Origin of the sequence: Vibrio halioticoli NBRC 102217 (assembly GCF_000496695.1) — a bacterium.
Lineage (GTDB): Bacteria > Pseudomonadota > Gammaproteobacteria > Enterobacterales > Vibrionaceae > Vibrio > Vibrio halioticoli.
Window position 1 is genome coordinate 45,895 of record NZ_BAUJ01000008.1, and the last position, 26,174, is coordinate 72,068.

At 42.8% G+C, this 26,174-nt stretch carries 23 protein-coding genes; 9 read left to right on the forward strand and 14 right to left on the reverse strand.

Going from position 1 to position 26,174, the window contains the following annotated elements; all coding sequences use genetic code 11:
* Window positions 1–52: 52 nt before the first annotated feature.
* Window positions 53–961 carry a LysR family transcriptional regulator gene (locus VHA01S_RS03810; RefSeq protein WP_023403029.1) on the forward strand — a complete coding sequence of 303 codons (909 nt, stop codon included), beginning with the start codon at window positions 53–55 and terminating at the stop codon, window positions 959–961.
* Between the two features lie 70 nt (window positions 962–1,031).
* Here VHA01S_RS03810 and VHA01S_RS03815 read toward each other — a convergent pair whose 3' ends face one another.
* Complete coding sequence (locus VHA01S_RS03815) at window positions 1,032–1,361, reverse strand: hypothetical protein (protein WP_023403030.1); 330 nt, start codon at window positions 1,359–1,361, stop codon at window positions 1,032–1,034.
* A gap of 467 nt (window positions 1,362–1,828) precedes the next feature.
* On the opposite strand from VHA01S_RS03815, the gene VHA01S_RS03820 reads away from it, so the two are divergent.
* Window positions 1,829–2,914, forward strand: a complete 1,086-nt coding sequence (locus VHA01S_RS03820; RefSeq protein ID WP_023403031.1) for a DUF6765 family protein — start codon at window positions 1,829–1,831, stop codon at window positions 2,912–2,914.
* Between the two features lie 115 nt (window positions 2,915–3,029).
* On the opposite strand, the gene VHA01S_RS03825 is transcribed toward VHA01S_RS03820, so the two are convergent.
* The 5 genes from VHA01S_RS03825 to VHA01S_RS03845 form a co-directional block, all read right to left on the reverse strand.
* The gene (locus tag VHA01S_RS03825; RefSeq protein WP_023403032.1) at window positions 3,030–3,752 is read right to left on the reverse strand and encodes an SDR family NAD(P)-dependent oxidoreductase; all 723 of its coding nucleotides are present in this window, start codon (window positions 3,750–3,752) and stop codon (window positions 3,030–3,032) included.
* Between the two features lie 192 nt (window positions 3,753–3,944).
* Window positions 3,945–4,172, reverse strand: a complete 228-nt coding sequence (locus tag VHA01S_RS03830; RefSeq protein WP_240432771.1) for a hypothetical protein — start codon at window positions 4,170–4,172, stop codon at window positions 3,945–3,947.
* 279 nt (window positions 4,173–4,451) lie between these two features.
* Window positions 4,452–7,715: a S41 family peptidase gene (locus VHA01S_RS03835; protein ID WP_023403034.1), complete on the reverse strand. Its 3,264-nt coding sequence runs from the start codon at window positions 7,713–7,715 to the stop codon at window positions 4,452–4,454.
* 227 nt (window positions 7,716–7,942) lie between these two features.
* Window positions 7,943–9,622 (reverse strand): alkaline phosphatase family protein, encoded by a 1,680-nt coding sequence (locus VHA01S_RS03840; RefSeq protein WP_119006097.1) that lies wholly within the window; start codon window positions 9,620–9,622, stop codon window positions 7,943–7,945.
* Between the two features lie 93 nt (window positions 9,623–9,715).
* Window positions 9,716–10,501, reverse strand: coding sequence for a formylglycine-generating enzyme family protein (locus VHA01S_RS03845; RefSeq protein WP_023403036.1), 786 nt, complete (start codon window positions 10,499–10,501; stop codon window positions 9,716–9,718).
* Window positions 10,502–10,639: 138 nt separating this feature from the next.
* Here VHA01S_RS03845 and VHA01S_RS03850 point away from each other — a divergent pair, with 138 nt between their 5' ends.
* Window positions 10,640–11,998 carry an anaerobic sulfatase maturase gene (locus tag VHA01S_RS03850; protein WP_023403037.1) on the forward strand — a complete coding sequence of 453 codons (1,359 nt, stop codon included), beginning with the start codon at window positions 10,640–10,642 and terminating at the stop codon, window positions 11,996–11,998.
* Window positions 11,998–13,044, forward strand: a complete 1,047-nt coding sequence (locus VHA01S_RS03855; RefSeq protein WP_023403038.1) for a tetratricopeptide repeat protein — start codon at window positions 11,998–12,000, stop codon at window positions 13,042–13,044. The genes VHA01S_RS03850 and VHA01S_RS03855 overlap by 1 nt, the downstream gene beginning before the upstream one ends.
* Here the strand turns inward: VHA01S_RS03855 and VHA01S_RS03860 are convergent.
* Window positions 13,000–13,299, reverse strand: a complete 300-nt coding sequence (locus tag VHA01S_RS03860) for a hypothetical protein (protein ID WP_023403039.1) — start codon at window positions 13,297–13,299, stop codon at window positions 13,000–13,002. The genes VHA01S_RS03855 and VHA01S_RS03860 overlap by 45 nt on opposite strands.
* A 514-nt stretch (window positions 13,300–13,813) precedes the next feature.
* On the opposite strand from VHA01S_RS03860, the gene VHA01S_RS03865 reads away from it, so the two are divergent.
* Entirely contained in the window at window positions 13,814–14,380 is a 567-nt protein-coding gene (locus VHA01S_RS03865; RefSeq protein ID WP_023403040.1) for an Rv1289 family protein, read from the forward strand.
* 284 nt (window positions 14,381–14,664) lie between these two features.
* On the opposite strand, the gene VHA01S_RS03870 is transcribed toward VHA01S_RS03865, so the two are convergent.
* The 4 genes from VHA01S_RS03870 to VHA01S_RS03885 all read right to left on the reverse strand — a co-directional run bounded on the left by VHA01S_RS03870 (window position 14,665) and on the right by VHA01S_RS03885 (window position 17,081).
* The gene (locus VHA01S_RS03870) at window positions 14,665–14,964 is read right to left on the reverse strand and encodes a type II toxin-antitoxin system RelE/ParE family toxin (RefSeq protein WP_023403041.1); all 300 of its coding nucleotides are present in this window, start codon (window positions 14,962–14,964) and stop codon (window positions 14,665–14,667) included.
* Between the two features lie 7 nt (window positions 14,965–14,971).
* Entirely contained in the window at window positions 14,972–15,214 is a 243-nt protein-coding gene (locus tag VHA01S_RS03875) for a type II toxin-antitoxin system Phd/YefM family antitoxin (RefSeq protein WP_023403042.1), read from the reverse strand.
* A 638-nt stretch (window positions 15,215–15,852) separates the two neighbouring features.
* Window positions 15,853–16,203 carry a DUF805 domain-containing protein gene (locus tag VHA01S_RS03880; protein ID WP_023403044.1) on the reverse strand — a complete coding sequence of 117 codons (351 nt, stop codon included), beginning with the start codon at window positions 16,201–16,203 and terminating at the stop codon, window positions 15,853–15,855.
* A 158-nt stretch (window positions 16,204–16,361) separates the two neighbouring features.
* Window positions 16,362–17,081 carry an SDR family oxidoreductase gene (locus VHA01S_RS03885; protein WP_023403045.1) on the reverse strand — a complete coding sequence of 240 codons (720 nt, stop codon included), beginning with the start codon at window positions 17,079–17,081 and terminating at the stop codon, window positions 16,362–16,364.
* 267 nt (window positions 17,082–17,348) lie between these two features.
* Here VHA01S_RS03885 and VHA01S_RS18015 point away from each other — a divergent pair, with 267 nt between their 5' ends.
* The 4 genes from VHA01S_RS18015 (at window position 17,349) to VHA01S_RS03910 (ending at window position 21,889) form a co-directional block, all read left to right on the forward strand.
* Window positions 17,349–17,681, forward strand: coding sequence for a methyltransferase family protein (locus VHA01S_RS18015; protein WP_240432781.1), 333 nt, complete (start codon window positions 17,349–17,351; stop codon window positions 17,679–17,681).
* Between the two features lie 3 nt (window positions 17,682–17,684).
* On the forward strand, window positions 17,685–18,587 hold the full coding sequence (locus tag VHA01S_RS03895; RefSeq protein WP_023403047.1) for a LysR substrate-binding domain-containing protein: 903 nt from the start codon (window positions 17,685–17,687) through the stop codon (window positions 18,585–18,587).
* A gap of 26 nt (window positions 18,588–18,613) precedes the next feature.
* On the forward strand, window positions 18,614–19,168 hold the full coding sequence (locus VHA01S_RS03900) for a hypothetical protein (protein ID WP_023403048.1): 555 nt from the start codon (window positions 18,614–18,616) through the stop codon (window positions 19,166–19,168).
* An 870-nt stretch (window positions 19,169–20,038) separates the two neighbouring features.
* A complete protein-coding gene (locus VHA01S_RS03910) occupies window positions 20,039–21,889 on the forward strand; it encodes a M3 family metallopeptidase (RefSeq protein WP_023403050.1) in 1,851 nt (616 codons plus the stop codon).
* A gap of 149 nt (window positions 21,890–22,038) precedes the next feature.
* On the opposite strand, the gene fruA is transcribed toward VHA01S_RS03910, so the two are convergent.
* Genes fruA through fruB form a run of 3 tightly spaced genes read right to left on the reverse strand, consistent with a single transcriptional unit; the run spans window position 22,039 to window position 25,874 of the window.
* Window positions 22,039–23,769, reverse strand: coding sequence for a PTS fructose transporter subunit IIBC (gene fruA / locus VHA01S_RS03915; protein ID WP_023403051.1), 1,731 nt, complete (start codon window positions 23,767–23,769; stop codon window positions 22,039–22,041).
* A 10-nt stretch (window positions 23,770–23,779) separates the two neighbouring features.
* Window positions 23,780–24,736, reverse strand: coding sequence for a 1-phosphofructokinase (gene pfkB / locus VHA01S_RS03920; RefSeq protein ID WP_023403052.1), 957 nt, complete (start codon window positions 24,734–24,736; stop codon window positions 23,780–23,782).
* 4 nt (window positions 24,737–24,740) lie between these two features.
* Entirely contained in the window at window positions 24,741–25,874 is a 1,134-nt protein-coding gene (fruB, locus tag VHA01S_RS03925; protein WP_023403053.1) for a fused PTS fructose transporter subunit IIA/HPr protein, read from the reverse strand.
* Between the last annotated feature and the right edge of the window lie 300 nt (window positions 25,875–26,174).

Below are 26,174 nucleotides of genomic sequence, written 5' to 3' on the forward strand. Positions count from 1 at the left end.
AATAACAACCTTGGCGGTTGGTATACAAGTGACGCAAGAGTAACTTTAAACTATGAAAAGCACTGAGCTTAATTTGATTCCTTTCTTTGTCGCTGTGTATGAAGAAAGCAGTATGTCCAAAGCGGCTAATCGTTTAGGGGTGAGCCAACCTGCGGTAAGTAAAGCCTTAAAACGTCTGCGTGAAATTTACGACGATCCTTTGTTTCATCGCAGCCCTGCTGGGGTTAAGCCCACTACTTTTGCCTCTGATATTTACCCTGCGCTGTCGGCGTCGTTTAAAAACTTCACGTCTACATTAACTGCCACCAGAGATTTTGATCCTAAGGTATCTGAGCGGATTTTTTCTATCGCTTGCATTCCTTTGGTAGGGTATCGATTGATGCCTGAGCTGCTTTTGAAAATCAAAAGTTTAGCACCCAATATAGATCTGGATGTTCATCCGCTGTTTACCGAAGACCATGAATTAGATTTAAGACTGCAACGCTATGATTTGGTGATAGATATGCGCCCAATCGAAAAGACCAGCTTAAAGATAGAAAAGTTAGGTACTGAAAGCGTGCGTGCGATTGTCAGACAAGGGCATCCAAGGATCAGTGACAGTATCAGCATTGAACAGTTTTTAGCTGAAGAGCACATAGCGGTATCGCGCTGGCAAAGCAGAAGCTCATTTTTATCGAATGATCACTTTCCTGAGCTGAGTAAGCGAAAAATTGTGTATCGTTCGCCGGGTATTTTAGAAGTGTTGCCTGTGGTATCCAGTACTGACTATATCTCGTTATTTCCGTCATCACTGATAAAGCAAGTGGGCGGCAATTATCCCATCCAAGTGTTAGAGACGTCGTTTTTAGATATATCAGAAGATTTATGTATGTTGTGGCATCCAAGCCGAACCGCAGAAGCCGGTCACAAATGGCTAAGAACTCAAATTCAGAGCGTATCTAAATCGATCTTTAATGATTAGAGTAAAGGCGCGGTAACCGTCTTGGTATTGTTTTTCCCTTACAATACCAAGAAGGTTTCTAAGCGACAGCTTATAGGCTATACCAAGCTTTTCCCGCTTTAAAGCCGATCAGTGATGACATTTGTTCAAGATAAATAGCTGGGACTTTTGACAACTCTTTTGGCAATTCTGATTGAGATACAAATTGAGCTAAAAATGACTTGTACGTAGAGAGCATACCTTCATTTGTATCTGTAGCACCTTGTGCTCTGGCGATTTTACGCGCTTTTTGTGTTAAGTAGCTTTCGATAATGCCCGCTTGGCCACGAAGTAAAGCATGTTTGTTCACCATACCCAGTTCATCGTTGGCAATATCGTTAGAAATTGTCGTTTTTAGCAGTGTTAGCTTAGATGTATCCATTGTTGTATTCCCCCACAGAATCAAAATAAAAGATGAATTCGTGTCTCATTATTTGCGCACTAAACTAGGCACATAAGCTATGCAAATAAACCATGCACAAAAGGTGTTAAATAATGAACAACGAAAAAAGATGATGCATCCTAAATCCAGAATGTTAACTAGTCCACAAAAATCGTATGAATATGTAAGATTGCGAATAAATTAGTTTACTTTTCGCTCTGTTTATGGGTTGAAATTAAGCAATTTAAAGAGGGTTGTCATTAATTATTAGTACAGTGATCTTTTAAATAAATAGGCGAGATATTAAGGTGCGCAGTATTAATACTAAGTGGATGGACTGTAGTTTCATGCGTAGTACGACATAATTTACTATGCCTCATAGGAAACACTAATAAACAAGATCTGCATTATAACAAAGACTTACAAGTGATATATCATTTTGGTGAATATATTTTTTGGAGAGAAACATGCAGATTGATGGACATCACACTTTAACCTATGTAGTTGCTAGATATGCGGGAATGGATCACTCTCAAGCAGAAAAACTGGCTTATTGCGCACAATATGTAGATGAGGCAACAAATTCTGATCCTGTTCATTTCGATAATGGTGCCATGTATAGTCGCGTGGCTTCCGCACACAAAATGCTCGACTACCGAAACGCTAGTGATCTGGCAAACCATCTTGTATGGATACCGTTTCATTTTCTACCCGGTAATCAAGGCTTAGAGTCTACTAAAGTACCTGATGGAGGTTTTGTTCAGCGTTTAGTTTGTACACCCGATAGTCATGTTGCAAGAGATATGCTGCGTATGGTTGCCCAATATAGGCAGACACCATTTGCATTACATATGATGGGCATAGCAATGCACGTCTACGCAGATACTTTCGCACATCAAGGCTTTGCGGGTATAAGCCATGAGATAAATGTAGTGGATGAATTAACATCTGAAGATTGTGATGCAGGTTTATTCAGTAGGGTTAAAAAGAGTATGCTGAGGTGGAGTATTTCATCAATATCTCCTCTCGGTCATGGTCCAGCGTTAATATTTCCGGATCTTCCATATCAATCGTGGAATTATGTTGACGGTAACGGGAACAAAGTAGAACGAAATAATACAGAAGACTTTCTGTTAGCCGCGAACCAAATGTATAGAGCAATCAAGTGCTTTTTAAATGAAGATAGTTCGATGGATTTGGAGAAACAGGAAGATCTGTCGGAAGAACGAATAAAATGTCTAAGAAGTATATTAGAAGAGATCAAAGATGATGATGGAGAAAAACGTCATAAAGAATGGTTAACGCGTATTTCTGATGGTTTTTTTGATTTTGGCCCTGATAAACTAACATTTGAAACTTGTGGTAAAGATAGCTGGAAAGAAATAGCTAGAGGGAAAGCCGTTGCATCCCCATTTTCCAATGGAGCTTCAATTTATAAGTTTAGTGATAGCTTTTTAACGTCGGATTGGAAGTATTTTCATGATGCTCTAAAAACATATCGATTAGCTATTATTAGGGATGTTCTTCCAAAGTATGATATTTGTGTAGCTTAATAGTTAAAGCGGTCATGTTTTTGATAGGTAACTAATCACTACGAGAAGACACAATTCAGAGCCTATAACCCAAGTTACAGGCTCTGCAAATAGCTTAAAACTTACAAGCTATAACTTACAAACGCGCCGTTGCTATTTCGCCACCGTCGATGTGTAATACTTCGCCAGAGATGTAGCTGGCTCTTGTAGAAGAGATAAAGACGACGGCGTTCGCCACTTCTTGTGGGCTTGCTAGGCGGCCCATTGGGTGGGCGTCTTCTTTGGCTTTAAATTCTGTTGGTGCTGAGATTCTGTAGCCGTCCCAACCGCCGCCAGGGAAGAGGGTTGAACCGGGTGCGATAGTATTAAAGCGGATTTTTCCTGCGTGCTCTTTTGATAGCGAGTAAACATATTGGGTAAGAGCGGCTTTAATTGATGCGTAAGCGCTAGTGCAATCTGTGATAGTCGCGCTAATTGAACCAATGAAAGTGACGGCTGGATTTGGGTTGGTCATTGCAGGGATAACCGCTTCGATATTTTTCACAGTGGCAAGCAGGTCAACTTCGATTGAATCTTCCCAGCTGCCACTTAATGCGCTGACGTTCGGAACAAATACGTCAACAGCACCAATTTCTGCAATCCACGCTTTAAAGTCGGCTTCTTTAGTGACGTCTAGTTGTTTAGCGAAAACATTGCTGAAATCTTTTAGATTTTCTAGGGCAAGGTCCAGTTTTTCTTGGCTGCGACCACAAAAGTACACGTTGGCACCTTCTTCTAGAAAGGTTTTTACCATAGTCGCACCAATGCCAGTGCTACCACCGGTAATTACAATATTTTTGCCTTTGAAATTCAGATCCATATCGTCAATATCCTCATTATTTTTAATACTTTAGGTTTGCTTGTCACAACCTAATTTTATGATTCTTATAACAGTATATGCTGATCTGCAATCGAAAAGGCAAGGTGTTACTTACTTTGTATTTTTCAAAGGTAATCGTCATATTGAAGCTAGCAATAACGGCGTGCTTCGGAGTGAATTCGATCGCTTAATTTAGGCTGATGGCGCAGCAGATGAACTCGCCGGGTACTCTATATCGTGTTCAATATAATCATCTTCGCTAAACCAAGTTACTGTGCCCACATAATCATTTTCATTTAGTCTGCTATCGATAAGAGCGGCAAAGCGGGCGGTCATTTTGAATAAGCCATTTTTATTTTCGAGGCCAGAGAGCAGATCTGCGGCAATGCCTTGTGCTTTGTCGTCCAGTTGTAAGTTCATGTAGTGCATCTTTTACCTGTCTATATTTCCTGATCTATATTGCCCAAATGGCAAGAGTCTTGCTCCAAGCGCCACAGTATGCAGGTTAGCGTCTCAAGTTGTAAGTGAATTCGTTATTCGGTGAGGGCAGGTGATACCAATCGTACTAAATAACTGGTCATTTTAACAAGCTAGCTCTGATCACTTACTTAGTGTGATTGGTATGAGTTTGTGGAGTGATAAAAAATGCCGCAAAGCGTACAAGCAATGCGGCAGATTATTTAAGTGTCAATTCAGCGCTTATTTATTGGAAAGCAACTGTTTAACTGCGGTTTCTAGCTGAACATCACGCTGGTTCGCAATGCTGTCAGGATAGTTATGAACAATCACATCAGGCACTATTTCTTGGTTTTCTAACCAGTTACCGTGTTTGTCTTTCATACCAAGTTGTGGCACGCCATAGACAAGCATTGGGTTTTGCTGGTGTTGCCAGTTTACGAAAGTACCAGTCCCTGGAACCGTATCACCGACAACTTTACCTAACTTGTTGTCTTGATATAGCTGTGCCATAACCGAAGCGTCAGAATAACAGTAAGAGTTGACTAACAGTACAGTAGGTTTGGTCCAACGTCGGATTGGGAATTTTGCTGCTTGATAACCGTCACGACTAACCGCTGTGCCGTATTGAACCGCAGATAATAGGTCAACAATTTGGTCATGCAGATTACCACCAGTGTTAAATCGGATATCAATTACTACTGCATCTTTATCACGATTTTCGCCAAACAGTTTATCGACTAACTGCTTATAACTGTCTGAGTCCATTTGCGGTACGTGCACATAGCCAATTTTTCCTTTTGATAGGGTATCAGCCAGTTTTTCGTTTTTAGCGACCCAGTATTGATAAGAGAGTTTAAATTCTTGTTTATTATCAATAGGGAATACCTGCACATTTACCACTTTGTCTGTATCAGGCTTAACAACACCAAGGGTAGTTGGTTTGCCGATAAGGTTGCGTAAGTATGGGTAAATATCATCAGATTTTTGGATAGCTGTACCGTTAACGGTTTTGATGATGCTACCTGCCACAATGGCAGAGTTAGGTAGATCGGACGGGCCGTTGTCTAACACTGTATCTACGCGCACCCCTTCACCTTGGTAACTGTCGTCATAAAATACGCCTAAGGCACCTACTTTTTCCCAATCTTGCCCTTGTTCGTAGAACGAGGCGCCAGTATGTGAAGCGTTTAATTCACCGACCATCTCACTGAGCAAAATCGCAAAGTCTTGATAGGTGTGAACCGCCGGCAAATGGCGTGCGTAACTGGTTTTTAACCCAGCCCAATCAACGTCGTGTAACTTGGCGTTGTAAAAACGTTGTTCAGTCAAACGCCATACATGGTTAAAGATGTAATTTCTTTCTTGTGCAAAATCAAATTCAGCTTGTAGATCAAAAGCTTGAGTCTTTGATTGATGAGTAGCAAGGCTGTAGTTTTCGATAGTGCCATTGCCTAACATAATCAAAGAGCTGCCATCATTACTCAACTGAATTTGCGATACAGCTGCTGCAGGACGAGTAAATAACGGTGTGAACTCTTGGGTTGCGACTGAGAAAGTGGCAAACACAAGGTTCTCTTTTTGATTGTAAGCGACCAGTACATCTTTGTTGTCTGGTGACAACGCCGCAAACTCCAAATTAAGTGACAGTGGTGTTAAGCGATGTATGCGCTGAGCAAGTCCTTTGGCGTCCACCTCAGTTTTAGGTGCGGTTGGTGCTTGTTGTTCATCTTGTTTTTTCGCTTTGCTGTCGTCTTTGTCTTTCGATTTATCTTGGTCACTTGTCGCAGTGAGTGCGACGGCATCTTGATGTTTAAACCAGTTGTACTCTGTGAATTTATTTAAAGAAACACCATACACATCAAGCTGTGTTGGTGAGCCATCTAGTTTGGTTACGCCGTCTTTTGTGGTTAGCCAATAAGCAATTTGACCATCGTTTGAGAAAACGGGCGAGAACTTACCAAAACCACTTTGGCTCAACACGATGCGGCTATCTTTTTTGTTGCTATCAAACATCACAATTTTGTTTGCGCCAAACAAACTGCCAGTGCGAGATATGACATATTGGCTATCTGGTGACCAGTTGTAGCTCCAATCACTCCTAGCATACGAATAAAGCTCAGTAGATTTAACCAACGGTATAATCGATTTATTGGCAAGGTTTTCAACAACTAAGTTATTAATATCAACGCGGTAGGCGATTTTTTTGTTGTCAGGAGAGAGAACGGGTTGGTACTCATCTTGCGGAGTTTGCGTAATTGCTGTTTCGGTAATAGATGTCGAACCAATAAAGCCTGGGTCGGTCGCATTCACTTGACTGCGGTAGATATCCCAATTGCCGTTTCGCTCAGAGCTGTAGTACAGAGATTTACCATCATTAGAGAAAGACACGTCTTTTTCTTGTTGCCCAGTGTGCGTGACGCGAACTACGCTACCACTGTTCATAGAGACGACGAAAATATCACCACGCGCCACAATAGCGGCTTCTTTGCCTGATGGAGACACGGCAAATTCGGTAGCTTGATATTTAAGGTTAACGTTGCGCTCACCCGCTTGCAGTTCTTGCTTGCGGATATGGATAGCGACTTTATGACTTTTGGCTTCTTGGCTAGGTTTTATCCAAATATCGCCATCATAACTAAACACTAAATCGTTTTGCTTACTTACTGACAATGAACGCAGTGGGAATGTATCAAAAAACGTTTGTTGCTCAGGTTTCGCTGAAGGGTTGTTAATCTCTTTACGCCATACATTAAATGAGCCTGAACGTTCAGATAAATAATACATAGCGCTATCGTCAGCGGACCAATGTGCGTCTCTGTCTTCACCCTTGAAGTAGGTTAGCTGCAGGTGTTTACCGCCTTTGTATAGCCAGATATCACGCGCCGATGCCGAGGTATGGTGCTTGCGCCATTCTTGTTCAATAGAAGGTCGGTCGGTATAGAGAAAGCCTTGCGCCGTGTGTGCGCTATCAAAGCTGCTGACCGCATTGCCAAGCTCTAGGTGTTCTCGTCCGCCTGTGGCATTGACCGAGTATAGGTAGAAGCCGCCGCCAAATAAGCCGTTGCCCATATTGGCTTTGTTGTTACCAATGCGGCGACTTTCGAAATAAACCGTGCTGCTATCAGGGCTGTATGCGTAAGGGACGTCTTTGCTTGGATGGTAAGTTAAACGCTGTGATTGTCCGCTATTTACATCCATAGTAAATACATCACCAGTGCCGAAACGGTTAGAGGTGAAGGCAATGGATTTGCCATTTGGAGACCATACTGGATGACTGCTAAATACTGACTCGCTGGTTAATGGAAGTGCATCTCCACCAGTGCTTGGCACAAGCCAAAGCTGCCCAGCGTAACGAAAGACAATTTGTGAACCATCGGGTGATACTGCGGCATCGCGATACCAGTTTGCAGAATTGGCAGTGTCAGTTTGCTGTACTGGGGCGGCAAACACCACCGAAGTAGAAACAGCCAACAGGCCAAGTGTTTGAGTCAGGCGTTTAAACACGAAATATTCCCATCTAGACAAAAGATAAACGGTAGCAAATTGCGCCTTAGCTTTGGGTTATATTATCGGTAAATTAGCTTTCAATAACCGTGCTAAGTCTTTGCTAAGCAAAGAATAAGAATAGTTGAGAGCGTGGTGATTTTAAAATAAATAGGGCTAAACCTCATCAAAGCTATGTTTGATGCGATTTAGCCCGATAAAACCATCAGTATTAAATGAATAAACCGTTATTTTTTGCTCGCTGTATTGCTCATGGTATTGGTCACTTCATTGAGCACATTACCGGTCGCGCCACTAGGTAGGGTGATGCCCAATAGGTTAGATAAAGTGGGTGCAATATCATAAGGGGTGATAGCAGTGGTGACTTTTTGCGCGCTGATGTTATGCCCGGCAAAAATGACAGGTACATGCGTATCATAACGCCACGGCGAGCCATGAGTGGAAGCTACCGTTAAGCCATCCATATCATTAATATAAGTTCTAGGCTCGAATACCAAATAGACATCACCGGAGCGATTAGCATGATAATTGTTGCTGATCATGGTATTGAGATAACTATCGGCTAATCGCCCTGTTGCGATATCTTCACTGGTGACAGCGCTCGCAACGCCTTTTATTTTCATCGCTTCCTCGGCAATAACGGCTTGTAATTGTGCAAGGTCGATGGATTTTTGTTTGATTAACTCGTGATTCAAATACACATAAGGCTGAGCATAAAGCCTTATGATCTCTTCATTAACCGCAAACTCTGTGGCAAGTCGTTGTTTGAGGTTGTCGGTGAGTAAATTGGATTTATCAAAATACTGGGCTTGTTTTAACCCAAGTGAAGCGGCCACAGGGGAGGCTTCAGGCGCGCCATGATCGGCGGACAATACAATCACGGTGTTGTCTAAACCCACGTGCTTGTCTATCTCAGCAAACAATCCTTGCAAGGTTCTATCTAAACGAATCAAGTTATCCTCGGCTTCAAGGCTTGATGGTCCATAAAGATGCAGCACATAATCATTGGATGAAAAGCTGATCGCTAGAAAATCGGTGACACTGCGACGCCCTAATTGTTCGTCCTTGAGCAAGGTTTTGGCAAAATCTGCGGTGATTTCATCGCCTGCAGGGCTGATGGTGAGCATGGTCGAATAATAAGGGAAACTTTCTGGCCCATAAGGGTGGGGAAAGGTTCTTTGAAAACCGGCCAAATCGAATTTGTGTTGCTGTGAGACTTCTTCAAGTGTGTATTTATCCCTTGCTAGAGCAAGTTCCCAACGCTTACCTGAATATTGTGAAGGCATGTTCTTGTTATTCCACGCCTCGACCCAGTGCGGATAGCGGGTGTAGTAATAATCACTGGTGACAAACTCTGCAGTGGCTTTGGAAAACCAAAAGGCTTTGCCTGTGTGGCCGGCCAGTGCAATAGCGCCGCGATCTTTAGTGGACACGGCAAACACTTTTGAGCGGCCATTGTTGGAAATTGTCAGCTCATCACCAAAAGTGGAGACTAGCATTGGTGCAGGTGAGCGGCCGTCTTGCTTAGCGGTGCGTTGGGTTGGATCAATTTCTGTGGATTGATCAACCCCTGCTTGTTGAGTGAGCATTTGGTAGTCACCATCTTCAACGTTATACACCAAGCGTTGCAGGGCGCGGTCATACCAAACGTTGCCGACCATGCCATGCACCGAAGGAGGCGCACCGGTGGCGAGTGAAGCGTGACCGACAATAGTTTCGGTGTTGGCGTGTTGATAATGGGCATTGTTATAATAGACGCCGTTATCCATTAGGTAACGAAAACCGCCATCGGTGAAATTATGCTTATAACGCTCTAGAAGATCTCCGCGCAGTCCATCGACTGTGATCTGCAATACCAGTTTAGGTTGGGTGTCTTGCGCGTAAGCAAAAGCACTAAATAGCCCCATACTGGCAAAGCTTAAACCCAGTGCAATTAGTTGTTTTTTCATAGTAATGACCTATTTAGACCTGATTTTAAAACCTGGTTTTTAAAACGCACACTAATGTGCACTGCGCACTAACCGTAATCCCATATCCGACATGGTGATGGACTGACTGGCGAAGTCTCGTCGAAAGTTCTCCGATTGCTCAGCGCTATAGGCAAAACTGCCGCCGCGCACGGATTTATGGGCAAGTTTGATGTCAGTGTGCTGGGCGTTATTTGGGTTATCTTGTGGGGAGTTGCGGTAATAGGTTTCTTCAAAGGCATCTATGGTAAATTCGCCAACATTACCCGTCATATCATACAGCCCAAGCTCGTTGGGCTTTTTCTGACCAACGCGGTGCGCTTGATTGTTGGCATTGCCTGCATGCCACGCCACCTCATCAATATTGTTGGAACCGCTATAGGTGTAACCTTGAGAATAATTGCCTCCTTTGGCGGCAAATTCCCACTCCGCTTCGGTAGGTAAGCGGTAGTTTTGCCCAGTAACTTCGTTTAAGCGCTGCACAAAAAAGTACGCTTGTTGCCAGCTTAAGTTATTTACTGGCACTTGCGGGTCTTGGAAAAAGCTTCGAGAGTGTCCCATCACGTCTTCAAATAAAGCCTGAGTCACTTCATATTTGGTGATATAAAAGCTATTCACTCGCACTGTATGTGCCGGCTTTTCTGCCACGTTTGCGGTGGGTGAGTCTGAGCCCATGACAAAGGTGCCACCTTCAACGAGCACCATATCCGCTTCTATTTTCGCGGTAAGAGGGTGAGGTTCTACAAGAGAACATCCTGTCGTTGTTAACACTAGCGTCCATGCTAAGAGGGAGTAAGAGTTTTTCAAAGGCAGGTTCATGCTTAGTCTCTTTAGAAATCAAAACATAAGCTTATCAAGGAGCGACTTTCCAAATGGTTATAAGCGCAATAACAAGCCTTTTGTATAACCAAAAGTTAAAATTAGGCTGTTTTTGGCAACCAAAATAACGGTATCGATATGTTGTTGACTCAAGGCCCACAGTTTAATGGTCACCCTTCTAAAAGAATGCACGTAATGGCAAAGCCGATTGGCGCGGCGTGTAATATTGATTGTAATTATTGCTACTACCTAAGTAAGCAAGACCTTTTACAATACAAAAAAGGCTGTTCACCACAGATGAGTGATGACGATCTTGAGTTGTATATCAAACACTATATTGAGGCGCAAAATACCCCAGAGATCATTTTTTCTTGGCAAGGGGGCGAACCAACGTTATTGGGGTTAGCCTATTTTGAAAAGATTGTAGAGTTGCAGAAAAAGTATCAGCCACAAGGCGTGAGTATTGCCAACGATCTGCAAACCAACGGCACTTTGTTAAACGCTAAGTGGTGTCAGTTTTTAAAAGCGAATGACTTTTTAGTAGGACTAAGTATTGATGGCCCTGCGATGTACCACGACGCTTACCGCACTAATAGAGCAGGGCGCGGCACTCATAAACAAGTGATGGAAGCGGTAAAACTGCTGCATGAGTATGAAGTACGTTTTGCTACATTAACTTGCATTAATAACCTGACCAGTCGTAATCCGTTAGAGGTGTACCGTTTTTTGCGCGACGAAGTGAAATCGCCACAAATGCAGTTTATCCCAATTGTGGAACAAAAGACGTTCCGCGACACTGCGCCGCAAACTTGGGCAGCAAACGGTCAACCTCGTCAAGGTGATAAACGCTTGATTCCGGGTGCAAAAAACTCGGTGATGGAATCATGGTGTGTATCAGATGAAGCGTGGGGGAATTTTTTAATCGCTGTATTTGATGAATGGGCAACCCACGATATCGGCACGGTGTTTGTGCAATATTTTGAAGCCTTTATTGAAACTTGGATGGGGCGCAAGAATCCGCTTTGTACCTTGAGTGAATTTTGTGGAAAGGGCTTAGCAATGGAGCCAAATGGCGACGTATTTGCTTGCGATCACTATGTGTACCCTGAATACAAAATCGGTAACTTGCATACGGATAAGTTAGACGAAATGGCATTTTCTAGCCAGCAGCAACGCTTTGGCTTTTCTAAAACTCGCAATTTAACCGAGCAGTGTAAGCAATGCGATTACCAGTTTGCTTGTTTTGGTGAGTGTCCTAAAAACCGCTTTATCCGCACACGTCAAGGTGAGCCCGGCCTTAACTATTTGTGCGCGGGCTGGCATAAGTTTTATAAGCATGCAGATCGCTCTTTAGCACATATATTGCGCGTGATGGGTTACCCAGTCGCGCACGGTAAATACAGTGATTCGGTAATGCGTCAGGCTATGGCACTGCAACAGCCAAGGCCGGTAAAGAACGACATGTTCAATAAAAACGTATTCGGGGCTAAGTTTTGATGAATCGTAATTATCTCAATATGGGTCAAATCGTTTTATTACTGACCCTGGCGCTGAGTTTCTCAGTCAATGCCCGTTTAAGTGCTGGTGGAGAAACAGCGGATACAAGCCATAACCCAAATAGCCATCCGTCAGCTGAGCAGCTTTCGTATATTGCGCAAGACAGAAATAACCCAATTGCAACACGCATTGATGCGCTACAACAACTGGCGCAGCATCCTAGCCAAAGTGCGCTTATTGCTGTGGCAAGAGGGCTCAAAGATCCCTCGTATGAAATAAGAGTGGCATCGGTGAGCGCAACAGAGCCTTATCAGTTTGCGCATCGCTGGAGATTATTAGCGCCACTGATGAACGATTTGGTAGTGGATGTACGAATGACCGTTGCGCACAATTTAGTGGTTGAATATAGCGAAATGAATGCGCTACAAAAACAGCAGTTTGCGAGCGTATTTGACGAATGGATAGCAAGGCTTGAGCAAGCCTCCGATGAAGAGTCGTTAATTAGCATGGCGCTAGCGTATGTGCATGTTGAGCGCTATTCACAGGCGAGGCAGGTTTATTTTCGGTTAAAAGATCAATCACAACACAACGTTGAAGCTTGGATTGGTATCGCAGAAACTTACCGTTTGGAGCACAATGATTTTCAGGCGTTAAATGTGTTGCAAGATGCCTTGAATGCCAATCCGCAACAGCCGCAATTGTATTACTCTAAAGCATTGACTTTAGTGCGTTTAGACAGAAAGCCACAAGCGGCGCAGGCAATGGAAAAGGCGGCAACACTGGCGAAAACCAATGCGAATTACTGGTATGTAAATGGCATTTTGCACGAAGTGTTTAACCCTATGGCTGCGCAACATTCACTGCAAAAGGCGTACAACATTTCGCGTAATCCACAACATTTGTATGCGGTGTGCGATTTAAAAATTAGACATGCTGATGTGGGTGCAAAACAGTGTGTGCTAGAGCTAAAAAGCCTAGCACCCGATGAAGTGACTAGTGCATTAATGCGTCGTATTGACCACGGGGATGACGTTATTACGCACTAAGGCGCGTTTTACGTTTTTACATAGCTTGCCAAAGCGTCGAATATCATCAAAGTTTGGCGGTGTACCATCTGAGATGTAGTGCTCCCAATACGAAAGCTCAGTATCCACTAGCTCCATTAATTTCTTTGGACAACCGACGCAGTTGGTTCCCGTACCGCAGACAAAAGTCTCATCTTCATAAAGAGGCAATTCGATTTTGGCTTGCTCTATAAGGTTATGCATTGCGGTGAGTCTATCGGGTTTACGTTCGGTCATTTCGCTGAGCCTTGAATTTTAGTCGGGGTATAATAATACAAATTAATCGAATGTATATAGTTCGTTTCATTATTAAGAAATGCCCAGATTAAAAGCAAACCGACTAGACAGTCGCTTTGGAAAGTGGCTGCTATGCAGAGGGATTTGTGATGATGAAGTTGATAACTTTTTGGGGTTTTTAGTAGTGTGTCTTTTGGTTTAGCAAGCTGTTGCCCCAAAGTTTGCTATCACAAGCTCACGGATAATTTATCTTTTGTAGTAATAGGAGCGCTGGAAGCATTTTTCTCTTTGCAAAATTCAAGACCTGACCCCATTGACACAAAATTCAAGACCTGACCCCATATGTTTCTGACCCCATTTTTTACGCGTTTTTATATAAAGACAGAATGCAAAATGTGAAGCCTATGCATTATATTTCAGTAACTTATGATAGATTGAGTGAAACTTAGGTAAGCAGGAAAACGAGCTGGCCTGTTATTCAGAATGATATGCAAACCTCATGCTCGGGAAGTATATGAATAAAACTAAAAAGCCTTCCGGTGTAAGTAGGCGACTATTGCAAGCGATTAAGCACTTGTCTTCGAATGATTATGAGGGAGCTTTGGTTAACCTGTTTCCCGCAATTGATCAGACGGCTAAAAGAAGACGACCTAAAGACGGCGTTGGTAAACGAGTAAAATCCTTTTTAGAGGATGAAGAGAAGCTCATTTCTATCGTTGCAACTGGAAACTGTTTTTCTAAGATTGTATGTGATGGAATTAGCGTTACAGACGCTTTGTACAAATTTGGTCGTACGTCAATTGTACATGAGGGAGAGCTAGATCCCCGAATACAGTTTAATTTGAATGGGGCTATCGAAATCGGCTCAAACAAATGGAACTTATCAATTGGTTATATTACAGGTATGTGTGTTGCAGTAATTGTATCGTATGAAAATCATGCAGAATCAATAGAAGAACAACTAGCGATCACGGTTTTTGGTAAACAGTTTCCGATAGAGTCTCTTTGGGGAAACTCTAGAGAACTTAAGAACCATATATGTAGAGAGTTTAGAGACAGCACGCTGTTTTTAGAAAATTAGTCTAACAAGTAAGCATAGATGTCATTAATTATCAGTAGGTTATGTTTTGCGTCTTTGACTTTAGTTAGAGCCAAGCATTCTTCTTTTGTTACGCCTTATGGCTAACTCGGTCGACTTTCTCTACACAGTGCGGCTTCGCTCAACATGTTGCTTAAATGGACAGAAAACAGTTGGCTTTTGCGCGATTCTCGCTGTTTTAGCCAATAATTTTCCCCCGCTTATCAATGTGTTAGTTTGCATGAATAAACCAACACCCCTGCTATAACTCTAGGGTGAACGTCGTGTTATTTCAGGTGATTCTGGGGTAGCTGTGATTGACCTAAGACAGCCACGACTAAGATAAAGTCATCTTCTTTGGTGAAATAAGCTGTGTGTTTTCCAATCGGGAAGTAAAAGCCATTTGGGTATATCTCGTCACAGCTTCTTCCTAAACTGGGGTTATCAGCTAGCATTTGAAACCCAGTTAGCAGAGTGTTTTTGTAGCTGATCCACTGTAATTCAGAAAAGTTTTCAACCGTGTAGTTTTTTACTTTGCGCAAGTGAGATTGCGCTAAGTTACTTAGCTTGTATTTGTTCTTTTGCATAAGTTAGTTACAGCGAATTCAGAAAGCTTTCGCCATCAACTGCGTTTCCATTGTTCAAGTCTTCTTTAGCTGATTTAAAGCAGTGTTTGAGGTACTCAACTTTCATGGCTTCTAGCTCTTCAAAGTCACGAATGGACATGACAACGACAGCATCTTTACTGTTTTTGCTGATTTTTATTGGCTCGCGTTGTGCGTTTAGAAGTAGCTCGCCGAAATTTCGTTTGGCATCATTCGCTGTTAATGTATGCATGGTCAGTTCCCATTTGAGTTTACAGTTAGATTATAATGTACCGCATCAAATGTGCAATTTAATTAAATCGTGCGATTTTTAAGGAGTGCAAGGTAACAAAACTGTACATTAGGGTTGAATGACAATGAGCTTCTTTGCACATAGCAGCAGTGTTAGGTGTTCTTGCCCAAGAATGTGCACTACCACAAGTTTCAATATCCATATACACGAGTGGCGTATTTGCTATTGTAGTCAGCAGTTTAGCTAGGTTGATACAGCAGAAATGAGGCTTTTATCCCTCAATAGACTCTAACTTCTTTGAAAACTGTCGCTACCCAACAAAAATTGCCTTCTGTCTTACTCAACTTATCAGTGGTTTGATAGAGTTATGAATCGATGTGCAAGGAGGGTTTGAGATGGGAACTATAATAGGATTGGTCATTTTAGCTGTGGTAGATTGGTATCTTGTTCGGAAAACAGGACTTCATATACCTCAACTAATTTCCAAAAAGTATGCCGAGTATTCGCGTGGCAAAGAACACCACAAATAAGATGGCATTGAATACGTTTAAAACTCGTCAAAGTATGACGGCCAAACTTCATCTTGTTCAACGACACTTATATAGAAACCTAGAATATAAGTGTCGGAATCTATTCAGTTAAATGACCGCTGAACCAAAACGGTTGTGTCCGTCACTGCCTTTAAAAAAGCCAAGATAAATCAACATCAATAGTGAACCAATTAAAGGCACTAGGTTGACCAGCACCCACCAACCTGTTTTATCAAGGTCGTGCAAGCGTCTTACTTGCGTTGCGATAGACCACCACAGCAATAAGATACTGATTACAAAAGTCACAAACGATGCGATTGGCGAGACACTGTCGGGACTCTGGTGAGATAAATTGCTATCAAGTGCGAGACGCATGCCTGCGCTTATCACAAAACAGATGACGAACATGAACCAATATGTTTTACGACTGGCGCGTCCTTGAAACGAGAGAATGCCCATAAATTGACCCCTTTTAGCGATAGAGTTGTAAATTTGATTCAATATAGCACATACCAAAGTGTGTCTAACTCGATGAAGCTAAAGAATTAGAAACACATTTTGATATGATACGTTGAGTTTAGGGGGATTCACTTCTTTGTCATCAAAAAATGATGAATTTATGGTTGTTGTTTGGTTGGCGCGAGTGCAATTTCTCTAATGCATACATTTTGCGGTTGTTGAAAGGCAAACAACACTGCGCGAGCCACGTCATCAGCGGCCAGTACGCCTCCCATATCTTCTTTCCATGCATCATAACCGTCTTTTATCTCTTGAGAAGAGGTATGAGAAAGCAATTCCGTTTCTACCGCGCCCGGTGCAATTGTGGTTACTCGTACATTGGCGGCAGCGACTTCTTCGCGAACATTTTCGGATATGGCGTGTACCGCAAATTTTGTGCCGCAATAAGCCGCATGGCTAGGAAACGTTTTTCTGCCTGCGATAGAACTTATATTAACGATAGTGCCACTGTTTCTTGAGATCATTGGCGCGAGTACCGCTTGCATGCCGTTGAGTAGCCCTAATACATTGACATCAAACATGCGTTTCCATTCTGCGGCATCTTGCGTATCAATGGATCCTAGTAACATAGTGCCAGCGTTATTGACCAAACCTTCAACTGGGCCAAATTGTTGCTCAGCTTTTTTAATGGCAGCGACAAAAGAATTGGGGTCGGTTACATCAACTTTTTCGCACAGTGTATTAGGAAGCTCTAGAGCTTTTAGTTTTTCAACGCGACGGGCTATCAGTAACAAAGGATGACCTTGTTCACTAAAGCGACGTGCGATGGCTTCACCTATACCTGAACTTGCACCGGTAATCACGATCAATTTTTTCATGCTGTTTCTCCTAAATTCATGTTGGTCGAATCTATTTCGATAGGAGAAGTTTAGCGGTGAACTTATTGTTGATATATATCCCTTTACTTAAAACACTGTTGCTATACTGCAACAATAAGGATTTGAAACGGAGAAAGTCGCTTGGACATTTCATTGCTGAACCATAAAATCCCACCGCCAGTTGTGCTATTGGTATGCGCCTTGTTGGCGGGATACATAGCGGACTTTTCTTTTACTGATAATCCGTGTGCATGGCTGATTGCTGTGATGTTGGTATTGATTAGCTTAAGATTGGCCTGGGTCTCTATCGATTCTTTTAAAAAAGAGAATACAACGGTGAATCCGCTACAACCCTCGAAAACACAGAATTTAGTCACACACGGCGTATATCGATATAGCCGCAATCCAATGTATTTATCCCTGGCAATATTGCTGGTGGCTTGGGCGTCTCTATTAGCATCGTGGACGGGCATATTCGGTTGTTTGATATTTGTTATGTACATTACTCAATTTCAAATTAAGCCGGAAGAGCGTGCGTTAATGCACAAATTTCCGCAATCTTATACTGCATACCTCAAACGTGTCAGAAGGTGGTTATAGTCTATGTTGAATAACATAAATTTATCGCTACTTCGCTCATTTGTGCTGATTGCACAGCTGGGGAATTTTACCCGAGCGGCAGAAGCGTTAAAGGTGTCTCGTTCGCATATTTCTCGTCAAATGACCGAGTTAGAATCGGAATTAGGCGTGACTTTATTGCTAAGAACCACGCGCACATTAAAGCTAACCAGCGCAGGAAAAACGTTATTTGAACAGTGTCAGCATGCGTTAGGACATATTGATCAGGCGTTGCTAGCTGCCATTGATGATGTGCACGAAATGAAAGGACACATAGCAATAAATTGTGTGGGTGGCGTACTTGGAGAAGAGATTCTCGTTCCCATGCTCAATGAGTTTATGCTTTTGTATCCTGAAGTAAGTGTCAGCTTAGACTTTAGCAGTCACCGCATAGATTTGATTGCAGATGAGTTTGATTTAGCGTTTCGTATGGGCTCATTACCAGACGCCAGTTTCGTAGCACGTAAACTGCTTGAAATAGAGATGGCGACTATCGCTAGCCCAAGCTATATCAAAAAATATGGCGCACTTGAAAGCCCCAAAGATCTTACCCAGCATCGCTGTTTAACGGGTTCGGTGAATCGTTGGCACTTGGTTAATAAATCCACGGGTAATAGTGTTGATGTTCAAGTTACTGGACATTTGCAATGTAAAAATGGACGAACTTTAGTGAACGCTGCGCTATGTGGTAACGGCATTATTCGAGTACCAGTGTTGTATTGTAAAAAAGAGCTTGAAGCGAATATGTTGTCACATGTGTTCTCTGATTGGCACATACCTAGCGTTGATTTTTCAATGATTTACCATAAAGACAAATTTAGACCTGAGCGTTTGATTAAGCTGATTGAATTTATTATCGATAAATTTGAACAGATGAGAAAGACATAAGCGAGGTTGATTTTTAAGGAAACGAAGTGAACAGTTATCAGATTTTGTACAAAAAAAAGATTATTTGGGCAGTCAATCTTGGCGGTAACAATGTTGTAGATCAGATAACCAGTTTAACCGAACAAGGGTATGAAATATTCAGTCGAGTAGTGCAGGCAAGTACTGAGAGTGATGCTATTCGTCAATTTAAAAAACTGCATAAACCGGCTAAAGACAGCCATGATGTGACAATAGGTAGTATCTTTTTCTTCAGAACCAACAAGTTACAAAGGCTTCCTTATCTGGCATATTCGATAGCCAGCTATATTGTTGCTTTAGTCAGCGTATTACTGCTGGCGATGGTCGCACACGAGAGTGATATGGATTATTCAATGATTTTGTTGATCCCTATTTTTCTGGGGCTGATATGGTTTATCAGTGCGCTATCTATTGCGAGATGGAAAAACTGCGGGCATAAAGTGTGGCAATATGTGGTCGTAGCGTTAATTGTTACTTTGCTTGATTTTTATTTTTTAGGCGTGATGAATGTATTACTGATGCTGTATTTATTCTTTAGGCCACAGTCAAAAAACATTAATTAAAGCTTAATATAAATGTCATAAAAATAAAGCGTCAGCTACTAAGAGTCTGACGCTTTATTTTTTGTGAGTAGTTCATTTATTTAACTTGGTGTAAAAATAGAAGAAAGGTGCGTATTAATAGCGTATGTGATACCTGTTTGAATAACTATTTAGATCAACTATTCTTTTCAATCGGTCGAGCTAAAACTTACCAATATTAGGCAAGTAAAGTCTTGTTGGACTTGAGAAGTCTAGTGAGTTGATCCGTTAAGTTCAATCGCTTTGATAGCGTGAGTCGTCCTGCATCGTACAGTCTTACTAGCACACTGTTATCTGTAAGCTCACATCGATTTTCATAGCGTATTTCTTCTAGAAAAGCGTCCATTTTATATGGAGATAAACAAAACCTTTCAATTTCACACTCTTGATCGCAGTTGTATATAACCACTTCCATACATGCTCTCCTAAGAGTAATTATTTTCGATGTGTTTATTATCCTTAAATATTATTTAATAAACTTGCTACTAAGTCACATAAAGAGTTTTGGCGTTGGTATGTGCGAGGTTGATCAACAAATCTACTTTCAAATTCTCTTTATCTGAGAAATAGGTCACTATTGTCAGTGTCCTAAATAAGGAGAAAACCTTATATTTATTGCCTTAAATAAAATATGTAACTCGTTAATAAATAGTTCGTTACATAGGTTTGTGATATGCGGTGCATATAGGTGTGGAGTGATTGTAATGTTTAACTTTGGTTATTGTTAAATTTGAAAAATAAGTAGCAGTAAAAGACATTACTCAATCCATTTCATTATTTGAGTCAAATGACTAGAATGATACTGTGAAGCAATATCAATTAGATTCGTTGCTAGAAAGCAAAAGGAAACCTATGAACCCGCAAAATTACCTCAACTCTTTAAATAGAGATTATCTGAATGTACATCGTCAAAAAGAAGACTTGTTTTGGACAACTTATATGGGGACGTCAAACGATCAGGCGGGTTCAGCTGCCGCTGAAACCAAGTGGAACCAGTTTCTAAGTGATCCTGAAAGATTGAGTCAAATTCAGCAACAGCTTGAGCAATTAAACCAATTAGACAGCAATGAAGAAACGCAGTTGGTGAAACAAGGTTTGCAAGGCTGGTTAGCGACTTTTAAGGCGCACGCTTTACCTACTGAAGAATCTCGTCAACTAAAAGCCGATTTAATTAAGTTTGAATCGGATCTGTTTGAGAAAAAACAAAACTACACTCAAGTGTTTATCGATGCTGATGGTAACGAACAACAAGGTTCATTGCCGGTATTGGCGGCAAACATTCGTACCAGTGATCATGAAGCAGTGCGTAAATCGTCTCACCAAGCATTGCTAGATGTGGAGCAATGGCTACTGCACAATGGATTTTTGGATCTAGTTAAGCTGCGCAATAAGTTTGCCCGCTCATTAGGCTTTAATAACTTCTTTGACTATTCCATTGTAAAAACAGAGCAAATGTCGACCGACGAGCTGTTTGCCATTTTAGACGACTTTGAACAGCGAACTCGTGACAGTAATTTACGCAGTTTGCAGGAGTTGGCGGCAGAAAAAGGTGATAGTGCCGTTGAAGCACATAACTTTGTGTTCTCTTTCTCTGGCGATGCAATGCGTGATTTGGATCAGTACGTGCCATTTTCACAATCGCTTCGTCGTTGGATTGAGTCGTTTGGTCGCCTTAACATCACCTATGCAAATGCGGAATTGACCTTAGATCTTTTGGATCGTAAAGGTAAATACCCTAATGGGTTCTGTCATGGTCCAATTCCATCATTTGTCGATGAAAATTCGCAATGGGTTGCGGCAAAAGTGAATTTCACGAGTAACGCTAAACCTGATCAAGTGGGCAGTGGCTATGACGGCATTAATACACTGTTCCACGAAGGTGGACATGCCGCGCATTTCTCGAATGTGAAAATGAACGCACCGTGTTTTGCGCAAGAGTTTGCGCCTACTTCAATGGCGTACGCTGAAACACAATCCATGTTTTGTGACAGCTTACTAGGGGACGGTGATTGGCTAAAACTGTACGCGCTTAACGAGAAGGGCGAAGCCATATCAGATGACGTGATTAAAGCGATGGTGGAAAGCAAACAGCCATTTCGCGCTTATGGTGAACGTAGCATCTTAGTAGTGCCGTATTTTGAGCGTGCTTTATACCAACTTTCTGAGCAAGACCTGACGCCTGAAAACGTGACTCGTCTTGCTCGTGAAACAGAGCAAAAGATCCAAGGTTTGGCCTGTAGCCCACGACCGCTAATGGCAATCCCGCACTTATTGTCGGATGAATCTGCTTGTGCCTACCAAGGGTATTTATTGGCGCACATGGCGGTTTATCAAACTCGCGCGTACTTTACTAAGAAGTTTGGTTTCCTTACCGATAACCCTGAAATTGGTCCGTTGCTAGAGCAGCACTACTGGCGTCAAGGTAATGCGGTCAATCATAATCAGACCATTGTTCAACTGACAGGTGAGGGCTTTAATGCCAAATATCTGGCGGATGAATGTAACTTAACGTCTGAGCAAGCGTGGGACAACGAACTACAAAAAATTGCCGGTTTAGCGGATCGTGAACGTGCAAGCGTACACGCTTTAGACGCTCGTATTAGTATTGTGGATGGTGATAAAGAATTGGCAAACAATGAGCTTAGCGATGAGCAAATGTGCCAAGATTTTGAACGCTATATCGTAGAGACCTACGGACGTTAATGACGTTGATAGGGCGTTATAGCTAACGCCCTCATTTATCCCAATCGTACTAAATAACTGATCACTTACTTAGTGTGATTGGTATTGCACAAAACAAGAAAAAAGGTCGGAATCACTTATGTGACTCCGACCTTTTGCTTTTTAGTGTATTACGCTTGCACTAATACGTTCTGGTCGCTTTTCTTCAAGAAAGCGTAAGTGAAGCCAGTCACCAGTGTACCTGCGGCAATTGCCACTAAGTACATCACCACTGGTGTAATTGCGTTTGGAATTAACAGTACGAATAAGCCGCCGTGTGGTGCCAGTAACTCTGCGCCAAACAACATACTTAGTGCGCCGGTAATTGCTCCGCCAATCATACATGATGGGATAACACGCATTGGATCTTTGGCTGCAAATGGAATCGCACCTTCTGAGATGAAGCACAAACCTAATACAAAAGAGGCTTTACCTGCTTCACGAGCACTGGATTCAAACTTGTTTTTCGCTAAGAACGTCGCCAGACCCATACCCAGTGCAGGTACCATACCTGCCGCCATAATTGCCGCCATTGGTGCGTATTGTTGTGATGCAAGTAGACCCACACCAAATGCATACGCTGCTTTGTTTACTGGACCGCCTAAGTCAAAGCACATCATTGCGCCAAGTAAAATACCTAGCATTACCGCATTACCTGCGCCCATAGTATTTAGGAAGTTCTCAAGGCCGCCCATCGTTGCTGCCACTGGGCTACCGACCACGTAAATCATCACTAAACCAGTAAACAGCGTCGCAACAAAAGGAATGATTAAGATGGGTTTAAGTGCTTCCATCGACTGTGGTAAAGAGAGTTTATCAGCGATAAATTTTGCGCTGTAACCGGCAATGAAACCGGCCGCAATGCCACCAAGGAAGCCTGCGCCTAGTGAGCTGGCTAACATGCCTCCTACTAAACCTGGAGCAAGTCCTGGACGGTCAGCGATGGAAAAGGCGATGTACCCCGCAAGCACTGGAATCATCAAGGCAAATGCTGAAGCGCCACCAATGGTCATTAATGAGGCAGCAAGCGTGCCTTCTTCTTTAAATGCTTCAATACCAAACACAAAGCTAAGCGCAATGATAAGTCCGCCTGCAACCACAACCGGTAGCATGTGCGATACACCAGTCATTAAGTGTTGATAAACGCCTTTGCTAGCAGTGTTGCTCTCATTAGAGGTTGCTGCGCCCGTTGCTTTATAGGTAGTTGCTTGGGCAAACGCATTTTCAATTTCTTGCTTGGTTTTCTTAAGCGCAGGGCCAGTTTTGGTGCGATACAGTAATTTGCCATCAAAACGATCCAGTGGCACATCAATATCAGCGGCAATAATCACTAAATCCGCGTCTTGGATCTCTTGGTCAGTCAATTGGTTTTTAGCACCAACTGAACCACGTGTTTCCACTTTTATTTGGTGGCCCTGACGAACCGCTTCTGATTCCAGAGCTTCAGCGGCCATAAAGGTATGCGCAACGCCAGTAGGGCAGGCGGTGATTGCCACAATCTTTTTACTCGCAGAAGCACTTGGCGCACTTGCCGTTGTTACATCGGCATTGGTTAAGGTAGTTGCATTGTGAATCGCTTTATTTAAGAACTCACTGGCATTGCTGACGGCATTGCCAATACTTCCTTGATAGACACTCTTTCCAACAAAGCGAGAGGTATCAATGAGGGTGTCTGTGGCGATGATAATGGTATCGGCGCCATCAATATCTTGTGGAGTTAACGTATAACCTTCAACCACTTTAGATTGGCATTCAATTTTCGCGCTGATCTGTAGGGATTGAGCGGCTTTTTCTAACAGTCCTGCAGCGATGATGCTGTTCGCAACTCCACTTGGGCAGGCGGTAATAATTGCAATATTCATAGGGAAGACCTTATTTAGTTATAATAGTGTGTCGTACATCAACTTGATTGATGACGCTGTGCAATTGTTCTTTACTGGGTATACCGACTCCAACTTGGGCGACGGCAAGAGCGGATAAACCTGTAGCAAACTGCAACAAGGGTTCTTTTTCCATGTTTTGCATATGGCCCCAACATAGGCCTGCAACTAATGTGTCACCAGCACCAACAGTGCTAACAACTTTCATTTTTGGTGGTTGGGAAAATAACCATTTCCCTTGTTTTAGCCACATTACGCCGTTTGCACCCATCGACACCACAATGTTATCGATGCCTTTATCGGCAAGCTCTAATGCGGCTTGTTGGCACTGCTCGGCGGTGCTTAATGAGCGGCCGACAAACTCAGCCAGTTCTTCATCGTTTGGTTTGATAAGCCAAGGCTTAGCGTCCAGTCCAGCACGCAGGGCATCGCGGCTGCTATCAAACAGGACTTTTTTGCCAAGCTGATGCAGCTTTTCAATCCACGAAGCGCAAAGCTGTGGTGAAATCCCGTTGGGTAGGCTACCTGCTATCACGAAATAGTCGTGGTCTTTGGCTAGCGCAAACAGGGTTTCTTCGAAGGCTTTGATGTCAGCTTCCGTAACTGTCACGCCAGGGAAGTTGATGTCACTGACTCTGCCATCTTCTTCAATCAGTTTGACATTAATGCGTGTTGCGCCATCGACTCGAATAAAGGCGTCTTTGGCTTTGATATCGTCAAATAGTTGGCTAAATAACTCTGGGTTATCCTTGCCTAAAAAACCCGTTACCGTGACTTCTGCGCCAAGCTCACTCAGCACTTTAGCGACGTTGACGCCTTTGCCTGCAGCGTGTAGCGAACCTTGTTTAACAAGGTTTACTAAGCCTAAATGTAGCCCCTTTACACTGCCTGTTAGATCTAACGCAGGGTTTAAGGTAACGGTGACCACTTTGTTGGTTGTCGAAGTCATGTTCTTATCCTTCACCAAGACCAGATTCTATGGCGATACCGATGGCCTTTAGCGCAGCTTCTGCATCAATACCATCAGCAGAAAACTGCAATTTGTGGCCATGTTTGACGCCCATCGCAATCACCTTCATCAGGCTCTTAGCGTTGACTGGTTTCGCTTCGCCGTCCAAGTTGCACACTTTGATGTCGGATTGGAATTTCTTCGCTTCAGCCACCAACATTGCGCCAGGTCTTGCGTGCAAACCGTGTGCATTATTGATAGTAAATTGCGCTTGAGCCGCCGCTTCGCTGGAATCCACTGCGTCACGGTCACTTGAAAACAGAGCAAGTAAGGCTTGTGGAGTGGATTGCAAAAGCTCGTTTTGTCTTTGTAAAGCAACGGTATTAATTAAGGTAGTGAGCATAGGTTGATGCGCCGCATTAGTGGCAGAAAACGCCACTAAACCTTTCACGGGTTGTCCTTGGTACTGGCAATGATTTGCGGTCGTCACAAATGACATCGCAGTGCGCTGGCAGCCTACATCACTGGACAACAACCATAGACCTTGACCTAGGTTGGTCGGCGTCTTAGTGACCAGTTCGGCGATGAACTCGTTGTTTACACAGTGTTGGTTTTTAAGTAGTCCACCAGCAACGGCGGCCAGTTGCAATACATCGTTAGCTGGGAAGTTAAGCTCGATAAGAGACTCATTGAAATCGGCATCAAATTGCACGTCACCATTAAGCAATCCCACAATCATTTGCGCCGTTTCTGCATTTTGCAGGGCACTTTCCACGCCATCAGATGAGAGAACTTTAGTTAACTGCTTTAAAATACCTAAATGTTCATCAGATTTAGCGGCAATGCCAATCGCTAAGTAAACCGTATTACCGTCACCCCATGGCACTCCGTCAGGAAAGTGATGCACTGCAACGCCGGTGCTTTTTACCAGCGAACGTGTCTCTACGGTACCGTGGGGGATAGCAATGCCATTACCCAAAAAGGTCGAGTTTTGCGATTCACGGTTGAGCATTCCTTGAACATAGCCAGACTCAACAAGTTGTTTGTCTGCTAGGCTCTTGGCAATGCTTTGAATCGCTGTTTTTTTATCAACTGCTTTTTGCTGCAATGTGATGTCTTGTGTCGTAATTGTGAGCATGTTCGCCTCTTCCTATTTGGTTTCACTCTCACTTAATTGTTGCTTTAAGTGGTCTGCTTAATCGATTCAGCAAATTGAGAAATAAAATGCCCTTTACTTCTAGGGCGTCTGCGTTTGTCTATTTTAAAAGCAGAGTTTTATCACTCAACGCTGTATGAACAATTCATTTTGTGGTCAATAAAGTCGTTGCTCAATTGCAGGACTAATGATTAATCGGCAATCTGTTTAACAACGAAATAGTGACCTTGGTCATCTATTTTTATCTGCTTAACCGTTTCAGCTTTAATAATTAACCGATTC

What these genes read in the sequence shown, in the direction of transcription:
- VHA01S_RS03910 (WP_023403050.1), top strand. Translation starts at nt 20,039, where the DNA reads ATGAACCCGCAAAATTACCTCAACTCTTTAAATAGAGATTATCTGAAT.
- VHA01S_RS03885 (WP_023403045.1), bottom strand. Translation starts at nt 17,081, where the DNA reads ATGAAAAAATTGATCGTGATTACCGGTGCAAGTTCAGGTATAGGTGAA.
- VHA01S_RS03845 (WP_023403036.1), bottom strand. Translation starts at nt 10,501, where the DNA reads ATGAACCTGCCTTTGAAAAACTCTTACTCCCTCTTAGCATGGACGCTA.
- fruB (WP_023403053.1), bottom strand. Translation starts at nt 25,874, where the DNA reads ATGCTCACAATTACGACACAAGACATCACATTGCAGCAAAAAGCAGTT.
- VHA01S_RS03825 (WP_023403032.1), bottom strand. Translation starts at nt 3,752, where the DNA reads ATGGATCTGAATTTCAAAGGCAAAAATATTGTAATTACCGGTGGTAGC.
- VHA01S_RS03865 (WP_023403040.1), top strand. Translation starts at nt 13,814, where the DNA reads ATGAATAAAACTAAAAAGCCTTCCGGTGTAAGTAGGCGACTATTGCAA.
- VHA01S_RS03850 (WP_023403037.1), top strand. Translation starts at nt 10,640, where the DNA reads ATGTTGTTGACTCAAGGCCCACAGTTTAATGGTCACCCTTCTAAAAGA.
- VHA01S_RS03880 (WP_023403044.1), bottom strand. Translation starts at nt 16,203, where the DNA reads ATGGGCATTCTCTCGTTTCAAGGACGCGCCAGTCGTAAAACATATTGG.
- VHA01S_RS03820 (WP_023403031.1), top strand. Translation starts at nt 1,829, where the DNA reads ATGCAGATTGATGGACATCACACTTTAACCTATGTAGTTGCTAGATAT.
- VHA01S_RS03815 (WP_023403030.1), bottom strand. Translation starts at nt 1,361, where the DNA reads ATGGATACATCTAAGCTAACACTGCTAAAAACGACAATTTCTAACGAT.
- VHA01S_RS03860 (WP_023403039.1), bottom strand. Translation starts at nt 13,299, where the DNA reads ATGACCGAACGTAAACCCGATAGACTCACCGCAATGCATAACCTTATA.
- VHA01S_RS03830 (WP_240432771.1), bottom strand. Translation starts at nt 4,172, where the DNA reads ATGAACTTACAACTGGACGACAAAGCACAAGGCATTGCCGCAGATCTG.
- VHA01S_RS03855 (WP_023403038.1), top strand. Translation starts at nt 11,998, where the DNA reads ATGAATCGTAATTATCTCAATATGGGTCAAATCGTTTTATTACTGACC.
- VHA01S_RS03840 (WP_119006097.1), bottom strand. Translation starts at nt 9,622, where the DNA reads ATGGGGCTATTTAGTGCTTTTGCTTACGCGCAAGACACCCAACCTAAA.
- VHA01S_RS03810 (WP_023403029.1), top strand. Translation starts at nt 53, where the DNA reads ATGAAAAGCACTGAGCTTAATTTGATTCCTTTCTTTGTCGCTGTGTAT.
- VHA01S_RS03875 (WP_023403042.1), bottom strand. Translation starts at nt 15,214, where the DNA reads ATGCATACATTAACAGCGAATGATGCCAAACGAAATTTCGGCGAGCTA.
- VHA01S_RS03870 (WP_023403041.1), bottom strand. Translation starts at nt 14,964, where the DNA reads ATGCAAAAGAACAAATACAAGCTAAGTAACTTAGCGCAATCTCACTTG.
- pfkB (WP_023403052.1), bottom strand. Translation starts at nt 24,736, where the DNA reads ATGACTTCGACAACCAACAAAGTGGTCACCGTTACCTTAAACCCTGCG.
- VHA01S_RS18015 (WP_240432781.1), top strand. Translation starts at nt 17,349, where the DNA reads ATGTTGGTATTGATTAGCTTAAGATTGGCCTGGGTCTCTATCGATTCT.
- VHA01S_RS03895 (WP_023403047.1), top strand. Translation starts at nt 17,685, where the DNA reads ATGTTGAATAACATAAATTTATCGCTACTTCGCTCATTTGTGCTGATT.
- fruA (WP_023403051.1), bottom strand. Translation starts at nt 23,769, where the DNA reads ATGAATATTGCAATTATTACCGCCTGCCCAAGTGGAGTTGCGAACAGC.